The organism is Bacillus sp. DHT2, assembly GCF_026241455.1.
GTDB classification, from domain to species: domain Bacteria; phylum Bacillota; class Bacilli; order Bacillales; family Bacillaceae_G; genus Bacillus_A; species Bacillus_A pseudomycoides.
On record NZ_JAPHWH010000003.1, the window covers coordinates 41,609 to 57,012 of the forward strand.

The window sequence follows — 15,404 nt, forward strand, 5'->3', positions numbered from 1 at the left end:
CACCTTTCTATTAAGTTGCTAATACTATTAAAGCGTCTGTCCATTATCAATTGTAAATACCTGTCCCGTAATAGATTCCTGAGTCAATTGAAAAAGGATAGCCTCTGCAATATCATTTGGTGTTGAAATTCTTTGAAGTGGTAGATTTCCCGCAAGTTGGTACATCTTCTCCTCATTACCTGACCACCATCTCGTATGAACTGCACCAGGAGAAATACTATTTACTCTGATGTCAGGTGCTAATGCAATAGCGAGCGACTTTGTCATCGTATGAATGGCTGATTTTGTTGCTGCATACGGTATAGATGATCCTAGTCCCGTTATCCCTGCAACGCTCCCCATATTCACAATCGCACCCGATTTTTGCTTCTTCATATAAGGAACAACAGCTTTTATACAATGAAACATCCCTTTCACGTTTACACTGAAAAGAGAATCCCACACTTGATCCGTTACGGACTCTAGGTCATCCATCGGTATTTGAGCTGTTATACTCGCATTATTCACTAAACAATCTACTGTTCCAAAAAAATGAACAGTTTGAGATACCATCGCCTCCACTTCTTCTTTTTGTGCTATATTTGCTTTCAAAGTGATCGCTGTACCTCCTCGCTGCTTTATTTCATTCACTGCTTCTAACGCTTCTTTTTCTGAACGACTATAATTAATCACAACTTTTGCTCCTAAACTAGCTAACTTCAAAGCAGTAGCCTTTCCGATACCCGTACCGCCACCTGTTATAATAACTACTTTATCTTTTATGCCCATTTTAAAATCTCCCCACTGTACCTGATTCCATTTCATTTTATCTTCGTTCATTTGAGGAGTATAATACTGAATAATGAAGCCGATATCATTTTAAATGATATCTAGTGGAGGGATCTATTCTTGGAAAGCCATGACTTATGGATTTTTAAACATGTTGCAGAACTACAATCAATATCTAGAGCTGCTGAGAAATTAGGATATGTACAACCGAATATAAGCCAGCGCATTAAAAATTTAGAAGATGAATTAGGCGTTAAAATATTAAAGCGTAATAATAGAGGGGTCACATTAACGGAAGAAGGAAAAGTGTTATTAGATTACACAAATGAAATTATGCTTTTAATGAATGAGGCAAAATCAAAAATAAACCCTCAGAAATGGAGAGAATCTTTAACAATTGGAGCATCTCAAACCATTTCTGCGGTGAAAGTGCCTCAGCTATTCTCTTCTTTTTTGGCATCCTATAAAAATATGGATGTGAAAATAAGAACGAATGATAACGCAAAGTTACAGGAAATGCTTTTATATGGAGAACTTGACGGGATTTTTTTAAGCGGGACATACAACCACTCACAACTCGAAACCGTGTACAGTTATTATGAAAATATCATACTCATCTCATCAAAACATAATCCACTCGAAAATCAAATTTTACTCGTGAACAGTGATCCAAATTGTATATATAGACAACAACTTTTAGATTACTGTAATAAGAACGACTTTGACCAGAAAACGATAATGGAGTTTGATTCACTTGAGTCTATTATGCAAGCTGCTCATGATGGGCTCGGTATTAGTATAATACCAGCTAATGTTGCGTATAGCCGAACAAAGACAAAAGCGATTCATTATGAAGAACTACCTGAAACAGTCAAAATTGACTTTGTGATTAAGCGTAGAAAACAACAACCGCAAAGCTTAAAGAAATTCATTCGTTTTTTAAAAGAGTTATAAATTTTAAACAAAGCCCCTTTAGTTTTTCAAAAGGGACTTTGTTTGAAACCTCACTTGAACAGAAGATACGTTTTTCCCCTCTCCTAAATCAATATGGGTATTTATAACAACAACGATTCAATTAGTTTCATAAGTTGTTGTTTTGTTTGGCTCAAATAGTTTCTTTTTTTAGAAGAAATTAATAATCCTATAGGCACTTTAGGATTAAATCCTTTAATCTTAAATGATATATTACTTTGTTTTAAGACCGTTCCCTTAGGGAGAATACCTATGGCGTTTCCAAAAACCATTTGTGGAATGAGATGTACCGCACTACAATTGTAGACTCTTTGAAAAGATACATTGTTTTCTACTAAGAAAGAGTTTACAGCTTTGTAATAATTACAACTATTTTCTCCAATCAAGATTGGATAATGAATGATATCAGATATTTCAACTGACTCTTTTTTTAATACTGGATGATTCGGGTTATTGACTATAAATTCGATTTGTTCTTTGCTAAGTGGGGTGAAATTTAGATTAGAAATATTTTCGTTGTTTGCACAAACAGCAAAATCAATCTTATTTTGCTCTATCATTTGTGATAAAAGCGCTGTGTTTCCTACAACAAAATCACAATGTATGTACGGTTTCTCATCGTTTAAATATTTTAATATGGGGGGAATTAATTTTTCTGCAACAGATTCTAATATCCCGATTCTTAATGTTCCTTTCTCCTCATTACTTATACGCTGCGCTTGAGATATTGAATAATTCCAATGCATTAATAAGTTATCTACTTCCTCTGCAAATAAAATGCCTTCCTCTGTTAACCGAGCATCCCATCCACGTTCAAATAGAAGAAAACCAAGTTCATTTTCGAGTTTTTTTATATGTGTTGTTACTGTTGATTGAGCATAGTTTAATTTTTTGGCCGCAAGTGAAAAAGTTCCTTCCTGGACAATCATTTTGAACGTTTTTAGCTCTTTTATTTCCATTTTCACACCTAATCTCGATCGATTTTATTGATAATTGTATTATATATTTTCAATTATACAAATCAAAATCGCAGCAGTAAAATAAATCCATAAGAAAGGGAGTGAATATATGCCATTTGTTACTGTTTATTATCCAGACGGTCAATTGCATAGAGAAGAGTTAAAAAGAGTAAGCAATCGTATTCACTATTCATTAATTGAACATTTTAGCATTCCAGAAAATGATTACTTTCACATGTTTTTACCCTACCCACCCAATCATTTTTTTTACGACCCGCATTATCTCTTAGAAGAGGAGAAAAAGAGAACAGATAAAATGATACATGTTTCTATTACATGTGGACCTGAACGAACAATACAGCAAAAAAGAAATTTGTATCAATCAATCTCAGAAGCTTTTTATGACCATTTAAACATCTCTACAACTAATATTTTTATTACATTGAATGAAACATCTGCTGAAAACTGGTCATTTGGTCAGGGAATAGCCCAAATGGTTACAATGAAGGAGAAAAAGAATCATGAATGATCGTATCGAACTCAATATTTCAAAGAAAATGAGGGATACTGCTCCCAATTTTGTTGATTATAGTGAAAATGTGTTATTCGAAAAGGTATGGAGAGACCCTGCTTTAACACCAAAAGAAAGAAGTTTCATTACACTTTCTGCTTTAATTAGTATTGGTAATACTGAACAACTACCATTTCATCTACAACTAGCCGAAAAAAACGGAATGAACCAACAAGAAATCATTGCTCTCATAACACATTTAGCCTTTTACGCCGGATGGCCAAAAGCAGCTGCAGCACTGAACGTAATACTGCGTTAAAAATAAATGACTTATTACATTATCATCTGTTTCCTATTGGCATTCGGAAACTTATTAAAGACTTTCAGACAGGTAATCACTCTAGTTCTGTTTATATAGGGGGAATTGATTAAATGAAATCACAAACCCTAATTTAGCAACTAACGTAAAAACTCCATTTTGAATAAAGATTGTTCAAAATGGAGTTAATTCTTTAAATTATGTTTTTGATTTTTATAGAAAAGTTTAATCATTTCTTGCGATTATTATTAAAAAAGCGCCTGTTAACTTAATAATCACTCTTATGCTTCGCAAAATAGGTTAGAAAAAGTATGACCACCTTCTAATTTAAAGGTGGTCTGTTTCATTATTGCGCAATTAATTCCGCTTCATCTATTTTTTCTAAATAGGATAATACATGCTTGACTGCCGCCTCACCTTGATCAATACAATCTGGAAGACCAGATCCAGCATAAGAACTACCTGCTAAATAAACACCCGGTAATTCTTTATCCATAAATGTTTTTAACTTTGTCATACGTTCTTTATGTCCCACTGTATATTGCGGCATTGCATCTTTCCAGCGGCTTACAACAGTAAAGTCTGGATCTGCCTTAATATCCATTGTTTTTTGCAAATCTTCTAATATAAATTGAACAATTTCTTCATCTGTTTGCTCTACGATTGCTTCATCACCAGGACGCCCAACGTAACAACGAAGAAGAACTTTTCCTTCTGGTGTTGTATGCGGCCACTTCTTATGTGTCCACGTACATGCTGTAATAGAAAAATCACTATTTCGAGATACAACGAAGCCCGTACCATCAATATCACGCTTGATTGCTTCTTTCGGAAAAGCGAGTGCAACATTCGCAACCGATGTTGATGGAATATTGCGGAAGAAGCGGAACTCTTTATACTGTGCAAACATAGATGGCAATACTTTATGAGACGCAGCAACAACGATGGAATCCGCCTCAATTTCTTTTCCATTACTTAGTGTAATATGATAACCATCACCCATTTTTACAACTTTTTCAATGCGAGTGCCCTTCACAACAGTTCCATCTTCTAGCTGCTCTTCTATTTTTTCTACAATGGATTGTAAGCCTGTTTTTAATGTTAAAAAGATCCCTTTCGGCTTTACATCTTTTATTTTCTTCGGAGCCAACGTACGCATACCTAGTGAAATACTACGATATTTTTGCTCCACTTGATAAAATTGTGGGAACGTGGCCATTAAACTCATTTGATCAATATCCCCCGCATAAATTCCAGATAACAATGGTTCGATTAAGTTTTCAACCACTTCATTTCCTAGACGACGACGGAAAAATTGACCAAGTGATTGATCAGAAACAGGTTTTGAACGTGGCAATACAAAATCAAAACCTGCTCTTACTTTACCAATCGGAGAGAACAATCCTGAAAATAGAAACGGGGTAACTTGCGTTGGAATGCCCATCATAGATCCGCTCGGCATCTTATGTAATCGATTGTTCACGAGAACAAATGATTGACCAGTTGCATTGTTTACAAGCTCATCTCCAAGTTCGAGTTCTCTTGCTAGTCTAGCTGCACTCTCTTTTCTTTCTAAGAAAGAATCTGGACCACGCTCAATTGTAAATCCATCTTTTCGAACGGTTTGAATTTTCCCTCCAAGTTTACCCGATGCTTCTATTAACAATGTATCAATCGGCAATCCTTTTTCGCGAATTTCTTTTTGTAAGTAATACGCTGTTGTTAAACCTGTAATTCCACCACCGATGATAACAACTTTCTTCTTCAAAACGGCTCCTCCTTTCCCAAGGTATTACGAAACATCCATTTGTTTCTTTAACACTACATCTGCTAAACAAGAAATAAATGAATCTGATGCATTTGGCATTTCTGGACGATAATACTTTGCTCCAATTTCTTCTGTAACGATTTTGCATTCAATATCATTGTCATATAACACTTCTAAATGTTCAGCTACAAATCCAACCGGTGCATATACAAATGAAGTGTAGTTATACTTTTCATGTAGCTCTCTCGTTAAATCTTGTACATCTGGCCCAATCCATGGGTCCGGTGTATTTCCAGCACTTTGCCAACCGACTGCATAATTTCGAACTTCCGCACCACGTGCAATATAATCAGCTGTTTCATTTAACTGTTCTGGGTAAGGATCACCTAACGCAATAATTTTCTCTGGTAAACTATGCGCAGACACGATTAACACTGCTTTTTCACGTTCTTCTTCTGTCATACCATCATATATTTTTTTCACTTCGTTTACCCAATACTCGATAAACTTCGGTTCTTTATACCAGCTATCGATACCATGAATTGTTAAGTTTCCAAGCTTATCTGCTTCTTCTTGCGCCCGGCCGACATAGGACTTTACGCTGAACGTAGAATAGTGCGGAGCAAGAACAAGGGCAATTGCCTCTTCAATCCCATCATTATGCATTTCTTTCACAGCATCCTCAATGAAAGGTTCTATATGTTTTAAGCCAAGATACATGTGGAATTCCACATGATCCTGCATTTCGTTTAAACGCTTTTCTACTTTTTTCGCTTGTTCTAATGTAATAGTAGCTAAAGGAGAAATACCACCAATCGCGCGATAGCGTTCCGTTAAGTCCTTCAGCATTTCTGGACTCGGCTTTCGCCCTCTGCGAATATGCGTATAGTACCGTTCAATATCTTCTTCTTTATACGGTGTGCCGTATGCCATTACAAGCAAACCAATTTTCTTTTTCATACACCTATTCTCCTTTACTTCGCTAACTGTTCTTTAGAATACTCATGAATAAATGTCGTCAAGCGTTTTAATGTATCTGGATTTACTTCTGGGAATACACCGTGACCTAAGTTAAATACATAACCAGGCTGCTTCATTCCTTGATCGAGAATCCCTTTTACATGCTCTCTGATAACGTCCCATGGTGCAAGTAAGAATGAAGGATCCATATTGCCTTGTACTGCTTTATGAATGCCGCGTGCACGCGCTTCTTCAATTGACAGGCGCCAATCAAGTCCGACTACATCAAGAGATAAGTCATTCCATTCATTTGCTAAATGTCCTGCTCCAACGCCGTGCATAATCATCGGAACGCCCATCGTGCGAACTTCCGTGAAAATACGCTCCATTGCAGGTTTAATAAACAAACGATAATCTGCTACATTCACTGTTCCAACCCAAGAATCAAAGACTTGCACTGCTTTTGCCCCTGCTTTGATCTGTGCCTTCAAATATGTAACTACCATATCTGCAAGCTTATCCATTAAAGCAAACCAAGCTTTCGGTTCTGCATACATAAACGCCTTCGTTTTGTGGTAATTACGAGAAGGTCCGCCTTCGATCATATAACTTGCTAATGTAAATGGCGCCCCTGAAAAGCCAATTAGCGGAACATCTAACATCTCGTTTGTTAATAAACGAATTGTATCTAATATGTATGGAACATCCTCTTCTGGATGAATTTCACCAAGTTTTTCTACGTCCTGTAAAGAACGAATTGGGTTATCAATAACCGGTCCAATCCCAGATTTAATTTCAACATCAACGCCAATTGCTGGAAGTGGCGACATAATATCTTTATAAAGAATCGCTGCGTCTACATTATATTGATCAACTGGAAGCTTTGTAACATATGCACATAACTCCGGATTGTGTGTAATTTCAAATAAAGAATACTTCTCTTTTATCTTTCTATACTCAGGTTGTGAACGTCCTGCTTGTCGCATATACCATGCTGGTATATATTCTGTTTGTTCCCCTTTACATGCTTTTAAAAATGTCTCATTTATATTTCTTACCAAAACCCTTGCTCCCTTCCTTACCTATACGAACCCTATCCTATTATTTATCTTTTTTTACTATACAGCTTGTAAAAACAAAATGCATAACATTATGTACGTTGTTCATGAAATTGACACAAACGCTCGTAAAACCGCTTACTATTTTCATAACATTCTTATTATATCACAAGCAAAAATTACGGTTTAGCTACTTTTGTCTTTTCTCCTTCTCGATTTGTTTGTGGATTGTACGGAACTACATAAAAGCTTGGTTTAGAGAATATGTTAATAAACTTTTCCTCATACTCACCAATCCCTTTTGCCGTTCCAACGTGAATATGCTTCCCTTGTTCTACTTTATAGATTCTATATACAACCCGTTTATCGGGAAGTGGAGTCCAGTGTAATTTTGCAGTAAACAAGCTAAATGGACTAAAAGATAACTGTGCTTCCACGTTCTCAATTTTACTTAGGCGGATTGGTTTTCCAATTGTTTCGACACCTTTTGGCCGCTTGAAATTTGAATTATCTTGTACATTTGCCTTCGTTAAAATCTTTTTAAATAATTCTGTTGCAGATAGCTTTCCATCATAAAGTTGGTGTTCTTTATCCGTACGATCATACCCAATCCATACCGCGCCTACTAAACTCGGAGTATATCCAACAAACCAAATATCCCTAGCGCCTTCACTTTGATTAGGAAGTGACGTTGTACCTGTTTTCCCAGCTAATGCACCGTTATATACTCCCGCTCTCGCTGTCCCCTCCCTTACAACCCCTTCTAACATTTTTGTCATATACCATGCTGTTTGTTTTGAAAAAACTTTCGTTTCGTTTTTAGGTGATTCTCCAATCACCTTTCCGTGTCGATCGAGTACCTGTTCAATAACATGCGGCTCAATAATTTTTCCATTCGCTAAGAACGCACGGTACATCTTTACAAGTTCAAATGGAGAGACCCCTTCTTTAAGTCCGCCAAGTGCCGTACTTAAACCAGATTCTGCAATATGAATATTTCCCTTCTCTAAATATTGCTTCCCTTGCTCTACACCCATTTCATGTAATAAAGATACAGCCGGTACATTCGCCGATTCTAAGAGTGCATCATACATCGTTACTTCTTTTGAATACCTATGATTATAATTTCGTGGTTCATACCCTTCAAAAGATGTTTGCTCGTTTGTTAATAAAGAATACGGATTATATTTTTTTGTTTCCAGCGCTGGTGCATACACAATGAGCGGCTTTAAAACAGACCCTGGCTGTCTTTTCGCAAACACTCTATTAAATCCTCTTGGGACATACTCTCTTCCGCCAATTGCGGCTTTAATTCCTCCAGTTGCATTATCCATTAATAAAAAAGCACCTTGTGCCCCGTTTTCTTTACCTGGAAAATTTCGTGCATCTTGAAATTGATCATAAGCTACTTTTTGAATTTTTTCATCCATAGATACAATAAATGTATATCCTCCGCGAAGCACTTCTTGATGTGACAAACCATATAACTGCGCTGCTTCATCTACAACCATATCCACATATGGTATATAAGCAAGTTCTCGCTCATCTAAACTTTTATAAAGAGCAATTGTCTTTCCTTGGTAACGAACACTCTCCTCAGCTGATAAATATCCTTGTTTATGCATAAGAGATAAAACTAAATCACGGCGCTCTTTGTTCTTTTCCGGATATAAAAAGGGAGAATATCCATTCGGTGCTTTCGGAAGACCTGCAAGCATCGCCCCTTCTTCAACTGTTAATTTTTCTACATCTTTATTAAAATACAATTTCGCCGCTGCTTGAATCCCGTAAGCACCATGACCAAAATAAATATGATTCATATACATTTCAAGAAGCTGTTGCTTCGTATATTTATGTTCTAATTGAAGAGCGATTGCCACTTCTTTTAATTTACGTGTAAATGTTTTTTCATGAGTTAAAAAAACATTTTTAACTAACTGCTGCGTAATTGTACTTCCGCCTTCCACTTTCTCTCCTGCTAAAATGTCTTTATACAACGCGCGAAACACAGAAGGGTAATCGATTCCATAATGTTCATAAAATCTAGCGTCTTCTACAGCTATAAACGCCTCTGCTACATGTTTTGGAATTCGCTCAATTGGTACAAGCTCTCTATTTTCTACATATAACTTCGTAATTTCTTTTCCTCGCTGATCAACGATACGTGATGAAGAGTGGAAAACAAGCCGTTTTTCATCCATTATATAACCACCAGCTAACACAATCAGTTTATAGAATACAATCGCCACTACAAACACTGCTACGCCGCCCATTAGGCTCCACTTTATTTTCTTCATACATCGTCCTTCTTTCCAAATGATGGTATGTTTATTATTTGAAAAACGATTATCTTTATGTATATAATCTTCGAAGTTTTTTGTAAGAGTTGCTATAATGAAACTAAACTCATAAAGGGGGCATTACAATGAAAGCGATTATTTCATACGAAACACCTCTAGAACAACCACATTTCACTGCAAAGAATGATGAGAAAGATATGTTTTATAAAGAAAATACCGAGGAAACTGTAGAAGGATCACTTCAATATGACGTGCTAGATGCAGTCGGGGAATTTAAAGGACAACCTGGCTATATTGTGTGTAACAACATTTCTGTTACAGATGAAGGCCGTCCTGTTTTTGAAAATCGTTTTAAAAACCGTGCAGGACTGATTGAAAATGAGCCTGGTTTCCAAGCAATCCGCGTTCTTCGCCCATTAAGTAACGATACATACGTCATTATGACAATGTGGGAAAATGAACAAAACTTTAAAGATTGGACAGAGTCACGTTCTTTCGAAAATGCACATAAAAAACGCCCTGCACAAACAAATGCAGAGCCGCAAAAGAGCATTTTTTCAAGACCTTCTTTTGTGACTACTTTTGATGTGTTAGCTTAAACAAAAAAGCTGTAACTTCGATTGAGGAGAAGCTACAGCTTTTTTCTCTGTCTTCCACGAACTCATCGCTCTTTTATCTTGAAATACTTTCCACTTCATTTACGAATTGCTACATATTATCCCATGTCCCCAACATAAATTGCGGACTTCCTACTTTGAAGACCATATTCTGTTAAGAACGGTATGATTGCTTTTGGATAAAGGTTTGTGTTTAAAAAGTCTTCTAGCGGCAACCATTCAAGTGCTAGTTGATCAGGATCAAATTCTGTCCCTTCCCCAAAAGAACGATTGTCATCCGGATACAGGCATTCAAAAAGATGAACAACGACATGTTCATTACAATCCCACTCGGCATGTTCATGATTCTTTCCTATATACTCATCACTTACAAATAGCAATTCTCCTGCTTGTACTTTTAATTCAGTTTCCTCCAAACATTCTCTGACAACAGCTTCTTTTAAAGTTTCCCCCGGCCTTTGACCACCACCAGGTAGGATGTTCATAAAGTGAAACTTTAATCAGTGGGGGTTTTCTCCATCCCCCACTGATTATTAGTTGAACCAATCGGGCTTTTACGGACAGTTCATCTCCCACCTAACTTTCTTGCTTTCGCTGAATTTTGAGGTGGGAGTGTTACTGTCCGTTAATGCGGGATAAACTTGTTATAGTCATATTTCTTAATCGTTAATATTTGGTTGTCTCTAATTATAATCGCCTGCACTGAATTCTAATTTTCACCTATCTCTTCCCTCTTTCACAATACTTGCGTCAAAAGCACTTCTATCTTAAAAATGACCATAAAATACATGCAATAACATACAAAAAACCCGAATAATAGAATTTTTGAATTATCCACTATCCGGGTTATATATCTAACTTTTTTTATTTTTGCTTATACCATTCATGAATACAGGCTACATCCTCTTCACGCACATGCTTCAATTCATAATGACGTCCCGCAACACTGCCAGCTACTGCTACAATATACGTATACAATCTATCTTTTCGCTGAAAGTATGATTGCGTTTTTGTCATTGCTTGTACATGTCTTCTTTTCACAAATCCTGTATACTTTGCAATGCCCCTGTACACAAGCGTTAACTGATCAGATTTTATCGCATATCCACCCGTTTTATACTTGCCATATCCAAGAATCGTAAAGAACAAAAATAATGGCACTAATACAAATAAAGCACTATATTGCTGAAAATATACACTCGCTCCTATAATCGGTACTGCTACAGCTACAAAAATCATCCAACTCATAATGAGATAGCGGCGTAATGCTGCTTTCGGTAAATGGACGATCTCCTCTTCCATTTCATAAGGCAAATCTAAATATGCCAGCAACTCTTGCACATCTTTTTTCTTCATGAGCGGGTGCAATATGACATTCATATTATTTGTATCTATGCTCTGAATGACTTCTACTTCAATAGAACAATACCCAAACGGTTGACGAAGGATTCCTTCTTTCATTGTCAATGCCTGAATCCGGTGCAGTTTTAACACAATCTCTTTCTTTTCAAGTAGCCCTTGTGAAATACGAATTTCATTTCCATTTCTCTGCACTGTAAAGTTCGCATGTTTTAAAGCATAACCAATTGTAGAAATGATCCATGAGATTACAATTAAAATAGCAACCATACATAACAAATCATACACACTATTGTCTTTCACATACGTTTCTACTTTTTCTATTAACCATTTCGGAAGAACGTTATCAAACTGTGTATAAAGGAAAATCAACCCAGAAAATAATAAACCGAACCGACCAGATGTAATAGATGCTAGCAAAATTTCTTTTGGCGTTAACTGATAGACAGTTGTATTTGTTTCTGACGGTAGGGTTTCCTCTTCTTTTAAAGTTTTCTTACTTTCTACTTTATTTAATAAGGCGATTAATTCTTTCGCTTGCTCTTCCTTAATTCCAGCTAACGTCACCTCTGGGTCCTTTCCGCCACCAGCCGTCTCAATTTTGAGCTTCGTTAACCCAAATAACTGATAGATGATATTTGAAGCTGTACTAATTGTTTGCACACGCTCTTTATTTAAATAGCTTTCTTTTTTGACAAATACCCCGTGTTTTATATGTAAAATATTATTTTCAATCCAATACACTTTAAAGTACCATTTCACAAACGAAAATATGGCCAAAATCAACAAAAAACCTAGAATGAAAATGGGAAATAAGTACCAAGGCTCTACTTCATCTTTAGGACCAAATAAAACAATGATAATAAGGGGAAATAAACTAGAAATCCTTATATCAACTAATATAGTAATCGGATGTTGCCTCTTATACATCCTTATCACTCACTTTCGCAAGTTCCCCAATTTGTCGTTTCAACTGTTCTGCCTCTCTCTTTGTTAGTCCTGGAATACTATGAGAAGTCGCTGCCGTTGAAATTTGTAATTCTGCTAGTTCATATTTTCTCATAATCGGCCCTTGTTCAATCGTCACATGCTGAACACGAATCATTGGAACTAACACACGCTTTACAACAAACATCCCTTTTTGAATTTCAATCTCTTCTTCATCTAATCGATAGCTATAATAACGCTGACGTAGTTTCGGAAAGATAAAATAGTCTAGTGGCGTATATATAATCGTGGCAACGACCAATATACTAAACAACCAACCCCACCAATTAAACTTGATCATAAAAAAGAGATATGCTAAAACGATACTTACAAGTACCCCTGCACCAATTAATGCATGGATTTTCCACACTTTGACCATATTAGGATGAATTTCATTTTCTAATGGCTGCATTTGATCACTCCAAATTTAGAAATCTATTAAATATGTATACTTTGTAATATGCCATAATCATAAAATACAAAACAAGGAAGAATAAACATTTTTTGTAAAAATAAAACTTGTTATTTTCTGAATATGTAGAATACAACCAACAATAGATTAGATTTACGTATTTTACTTTTCCAGTCATTGAATATTTCCCTGAATTTGAGTCAATATATTTATGATAGAACTGAACCTTTTAACTATATTACACTATTAATAATGTGCATATTAAATTATAAGTATGTAGTGAACCGTTGAAAGTAAACTTTTAATAATAGATAAAAATACTTTGTTATCCATATCATCCGTAAACATAAATATCCAATAAAGATATTTAATTACAAATATATTTATTTAATTTATAATTATATTTAGAAAATAGAATAGGAAGGTCTTGGTGATATGTTAGGTATTGATGTTATAAAAACAACAGAGGAACTAATTATTAAATGGCAATTAGCAAAAGTTAGTATTCCATTAAATGAAATTATTGAAGTTACTGAAGATGATACTTATGCTGGTATTGAAAAAGCTGATGCGATTCGAATAGGAACAGCATATGGCACAACTGATCGCATTTTAATTAAAACTAAAAAACAGAATTATATATTATTTACCACTAATAAGGTTTCAATTTTAAATAAAATAAACGCTTAATTACTTAATGATTTAACATGATTTTTTAGAAAAAAAGGCGACTAATGTAAAGTCGTCTTTTTTTCTTCTTATAATAAATATGAAAGTAAACCTCTTATTATTAGTTTACTTTCAAGATACTTGTTAACTAAATAATTATCTTCAGCAAAATAGGTTGATTTTTTCTACCCCTCGTGAATTTCTTTAATACTTTTTCCTTCTAAAAATGCATGTCCCGTTTTAATTTTTTCTACTGTTTCAAATCCATACTTTTCATACACTTTTTCTACTGTTTCGTTAATTGGGATCACCCAAAGATTATCTAGCCCTCTATTCATTACTTCACTTTGAATAAAGTGAATAAGTTCACCTATTAACCCTTTACCTCTAAACTTTTCAATTGTAGCTACACTTTCCATTCGGGCCTGTTTTTCATGTTCAAAAATACAAGCGATGGAACATGCTACTCCATTGTATCTAAGTAGATAGTGAGTGAATGCTGGATGTTGGAATTCATCTTGAAAAGCTTTTTTTCTAACTTCGCCTCCTAACTCTTTTATACTACATTCAATATCTAAAGCTTCTTCAAAATTTAATTCAGATACCTTTTCAATAGTAACTTTTTCATTTTTATCTTTTTCAGTTAATTTCTTATTCCATAATTGGATTGGACTTATTAATTCTTCAAACCCAAAATTCTTTATTTGTAATTCAGAAATCAGTTTTTCTTGCATATCTAAGTTATATATATAAAATCTAGGTACTATATTTTTAGTCTTATAGAAATGGACTACTTCATCTACTATCATTTGTGGATTTAAACTTACTACACTTACATGTGCATGATTTGCATCATAATAATATGGGTTACTTTCATTACAAAATATAGAACCCCATGATTTCTCTATTCGGCTAGTAAAGGTTTCAAGATATGCAAAATCAAGCTCAAGAACATTTTTTAAACTAGTCATACGATATTCCCTCTTCTCTATTTTTTCTTCAATATCTTCTGTACTTTATTATACATTTAAATATTTTAATTTTCAGTTTTTTAGTCGAAATATATCTCATACCATTCAAAAAAATATTTTCAAGAAAAAATGAAAAAGAAAACTGAACTAAATTAACCATCTAGTCCAGTTTCTTTTTCTTGTATAAACGATTTATCAAATCAATAATCCAAGAATTAATAATAACTACTGTGAAAATAACTAAAATAGCAACAATATTTTGATTTGAAGATATGTATGGTATCAGTGGGCCACGTACCACCCAAAAAAATATAAGAGCAAAAACTAAAGACCAAATAAATTTCAGCATTAATTCGTCCCCTTTTCTAATAAATATAGCACAAACAAATTAAAATTTTAAAAATCAAATGTAAACTTTTTATTATTAGTTTACTTTCAAATCCTCTGATATCCTCAAAACAAACAATAAAAGTATATATTCAAAACAATATAAATAAAGGGATTAAATCCCATACAAGCAAAAAAATGAGTATCTCATCACTATTGAGATACTCATCAAAGAAAGCATAAATTAACTAGTAGTATTTAGCTCCTTACTGTATTTCTTTACAAAAAACGCCATTATTAACGTAATAATTCCTATACTTAAACCAAGTAATTGATCTAACGAAATTACATCACGAAAAATCCAACGTATAATAAATCCCATACCAAATACTAATACAAGTAAAAAACCAAAATATCTTAGTCCTCCATATACGTCTTCCATACCCA

The 15,404-nt window shown here is 34.7% G+C and carries 17 protein-coding genes; 5 read left to right on the plus strand and 12 right to left on the minus strand.

Translation table 11 applies throughout. The features are described 5' to 3' along the window. Positions 1–27: 27 nt before the first annotated feature. Positions 28–768 (minus strand): SDR family NAD(P)-dependent oxidoreductase, encoded by a 741-nt coding sequence (locus ORL93_RS09095; RefSeq protein WP_018766601.1) that lies wholly within the window; start codon positions 766–768, stop codon positions 28–30. 120 nt (positions 769–888) lie between these two features. On the opposite strand from ORL93_RS09095, the gene ORL93_RS09100 reads away from it, so the two are divergent. Beyond that, on the plus strand, positions 889–1,722 hold the full coding sequence (locus ORL93_RS09100) for a LysR family transcriptional regulator (protein WP_018766602.1): 834 nt from the start codon (positions 889–891) through the stop codon (positions 1,720–1,722). Between the two features lie 101 nt (positions 1,723–1,823). Here ORL93_RS09100 and ORL93_RS09105 read toward each other — a convergent pair whose 3' ends face one another. Then, positions 1,824–2,699, minus strand: a complete 876-nt coding sequence (locus ORL93_RS09105) for a LysR family transcriptional regulator (RefSeq protein ID WP_018766603.1) — start codon at positions 2,697–2,699, stop codon at positions 1,824–1,826. Positions 2,700–2,808: 109 nt separating this feature from the next. Between ORL93_RS09105 and ORL93_RS09110 the strand changes: the two genes are divergently transcribed. Both ORL93_RS09110 and ORL93_RS09115 read left to right on the plus strand, forming a co-directional pair. Then, positions 2,809–3,228 (plus strand): tautomerase family protein, encoded by a 420-nt coding sequence (locus tag ORL93_RS09110; protein WP_003195789.1) that lies wholly within the window; start codon positions 2,809–2,811, stop codon positions 3,226–3,228. Further along, positions 3,221–3,529 carry a carboxymuconolactone decarboxylase family protein gene (locus ORL93_RS09115; RefSeq protein WP_018766604.1) on the plus strand — a complete coding sequence of 103 codons (309 nt, stop codon included), beginning with the start codon at positions 3,221–3,223 and terminating at the stop codon, positions 3,527–3,529. The genes ORL93_RS09110 and ORL93_RS09115 overlap by 8 nt, the downstream gene beginning before the upstream one ends. A gap of 346 nt (positions 3,530–3,875) precedes the next feature. Here the strand turns inward: ORL93_RS09115 and hemY are convergent, their stop codons facing one another. The 4 genes from hemY to ORL93_RS09135 all read right to left on the minus strand — a co-directional run bounded on the left by hemY (position 3,876) and on the right by ORL93_RS09135 (position 9,612). After that, on the minus strand, positions 3,876–5,297 hold the full coding sequence (gene hemY, locus ORL93_RS09120; protein ID WP_018766605.1) for a protoporphyrinogen oxidase: 1,422 nt from the start codon (positions 5,295–5,297) through the stop codon (positions 3,876–3,878). Between the two features lie 24 nt (positions 5,298–5,321). Continuing rightward, entirely contained in the window at positions 5,322–6,257 is a 936-nt protein-coding gene (gene hemH, locus ORL93_RS09125) for a ferrochelatase (protein ID WP_006093870.1), read from the minus strand. A gap of 14 nt (positions 6,258–6,271) precedes the next feature. Beyond that, the gene (gene hemE / locus ORL93_RS09130) at positions 6,272–7,318 is read right to left on the minus strand and encodes a uroporphyrinogen decarboxylase (RefSeq protein ID WP_003195782.1); all 1,047 of its coding nucleotides are present in this window, start codon (positions 7,316–7,318) and stop codon (positions 6,272–6,274) included. Between the two features lie 176 nt (positions 7,319–7,494). Then, the gene (locus ORL93_RS09135) at positions 7,495–9,612 is read right to left on the minus strand and encodes a transglycosylase domain-containing protein (RefSeq protein ID WP_026008642.1); all 2,118 of its coding nucleotides are present in this window, start codon (positions 9,610–9,612) and stop codon (positions 7,495–7,497) included. Between the two features lie 128 nt (positions 9,613–9,740). Here ORL93_RS09135 and ORL93_RS09140 point away from each other — a divergent pair, with 128 nt between their 5' ends. After that, positions 9,741–10,214: an antibiotic biosynthesis monooxygenase family protein gene (locus ORL93_RS09140; protein WP_006093868.1), complete on the plus strand. Its 474-nt coding sequence runs from the start codon at positions 9,741–9,743 to the stop codon at positions 10,212–10,214. 116 nt (positions 10,215–10,330) lie between these two features. Here the strand turns inward: ORL93_RS09140 and ORL93_RS09145 are convergent, their stop codons facing one another. The 3 genes from ORL93_RS09145 to ORL93_RS09155 all read right to left on the minus strand — a co-directional run bounded on the left by ORL93_RS09145 (position 10,331) and on the right by ORL93_RS09155 (position 12,990). Further along, the gene (locus tag ORL93_RS09145) at positions 10,331–10,717 is read right to left on the minus strand and encodes an NUDIX domain-containing protein (RefSeq protein ID WP_265958950.1); all 387 of its coding nucleotides are present in this window, start codon (positions 10,715–10,717) and stop codon (positions 10,331–10,333) included. A gap of 379 nt (positions 10,718–11,096) precedes the next feature. After that, on the minus strand, positions 11,097–12,521 hold the full coding sequence (locus tag ORL93_RS09150; protein WP_097794873.1) for a PH domain-containing protein: 1,425 nt from the start codon (positions 12,519–12,521) through the stop codon (positions 11,097–11,099). Next, a complete protein-coding gene (locus ORL93_RS09155) occupies positions 12,514–12,990 on the minus strand; it encodes a PH domain-containing protein (protein WP_003195767.1) in 477 nt (158 codons plus the stop codon). Before ORL93_RS09155 ends, ORL93_RS09150 begins: the two co-directional genes overlap by 8 nt. Before the next feature lie 435 nt (positions 12,991–13,425). Here ORL93_RS09155 and ORL93_RS09160 point away from each other — a divergent pair, with 435 nt between their 5' ends. Beyond that, the gene (locus ORL93_RS09160; protein WP_003195766.1) at positions 13,426–13,680 is read left to right on the plus strand and encodes a SunI/YnzG family protein; all 255 of its coding nucleotides are present in this window, start codon (positions 13,426–13,428) and stop codon (positions 13,678–13,680) included. Positions 13,681–13,844: 164 nt separating this feature from the next. Here the strand turns inward: ORL93_RS09160 and ORL93_RS09165 are convergent, their stop codons facing one another. The 3 genes from ORL93_RS09165 to ORL93_RS09175 all read right to left on the minus strand — a co-directional run bounded on the left by ORL93_RS09165 (position 13,845) and on the right by ORL93_RS09175 (position 15,399). Beyond that, complete coding sequence (locus tag ORL93_RS09165) at positions 13,845–14,630, minus strand: GNAT family N-acetyltransferase (RefSeq protein WP_265958951.1); 786 nt, start codon at positions 14,628–14,630, stop codon at positions 13,845–13,847. Between the two features lie 160 nt (positions 14,631–14,790). Further along, the gene (locus ORL93_RS09170; RefSeq protein WP_097796049.1) at positions 14,791–14,979 is read right to left on the minus strand and encodes a hypothetical protein; all 189 of its coding nucleotides are present in this window, start codon (positions 14,977–14,979) and stop codon (positions 14,791–14,793) included. A gap of 222 nt (positions 14,980–15,201) precedes the next feature. Then, entirely contained in the window at positions 15,202–15,399 is a 198-nt protein-coding gene (locus ORL93_RS09175; protein ID WP_018766616.1) for a hypothetical protein, read from the minus strand. Positions 15,400–15,404: the final 5 nt, after the last annotated feature.

Coding starts and splice junctions, on each gene's coding strand:
- ORL93_RS09170 (WP_097796049.1), bottom strand. CDS start 14,979: ATGCTGAAATTTATTTGGTCTTTAGTTTTTGCTCTTATATTTTTTTGG.
- ORL93_RS09155 (WP_003195767.1), bottom strand. CDS start 12,990: ATGCAGCCATTAGAAAATGAAATTCATCCTAATATGGTCAAAGTGTGG.
- ORL93_RS09150 (WP_097794873.1), bottom strand. CDS start 12,521: ATGTATAAGAGGCAACATCCGATTACTATATTAGTTGATATAAGGATT.
- ORL93_RS09175 (WP_018766616.1), bottom strand. CDS start 15,399: ATGGAAGACGTATATGGAGGACTAAGATATTTTGGTTTTTTACTTGTA.
- ORL93_RS09160 (WP_003195766.1), top strand. CDS start 13,426: ATGTTAGGTATTGATGTTATAAAAACAACAGAGGAACTAATTATTAAA.
- ORL93_RS09115 (WP_018766604.1), top strand. CDS start 3,221: ATGAATGATCGTATCGAACTCAATATTTCAAAGAAAATGAGGGATACT.
- ORL93_RS09105 (WP_018766603.1), bottom strand. CDS start 2,699: ATGGAAATAAAAGAGCTAAAAACGTTCAAAATGATTGTCCAGGAAGGA.
- ORL93_RS09110 (WP_003195789.1), top strand. CDS start 2,809: ATGCCATTTGTTACTGTTTATTATCCAGACGGTCAATTGCATAGAGAA.
- ORL93_RS09140 (WP_006093868.1), top strand. CDS start 9,741: ATGAAAGCGATTATTTCATACGAAACACCTCTAGAACAACCACATTTC.
- ORL93_RS09095 (WP_018766601.1), bottom strand. CDS start 768: ATGGGCATAAAAGATAAAGTAGTTATTATAACAGGTGGCGGTACGGGT.
- ORL93_RS09165 (WP_265958951.1), bottom strand. CDS start 14,630: ATGACTAGTTTAAAAAATGTTCTTGAGCTTGATTTTGCATATCTTGAA.
- hemH (WP_006093870.1), bottom strand. CDS start 6,257: ATGAAAAAGAAAATTGGTTTGCTTGTAATGGCATACGGCACACCGTAT.
- ORL93_RS09135 (WP_026008642.1), bottom strand. CDS start 9,612: ATGAAGAAAATAAAGTGGAGCCTAATGGGCGGCGTAGCAGTGTTTGTA.
- ORL93_RS09145 (WP_265958950.1), bottom strand. CDS start 10,717: ATGAACATCCTACCTGGTGGTGGTCAAAGGCCGGGGGAAACTTTAAAA.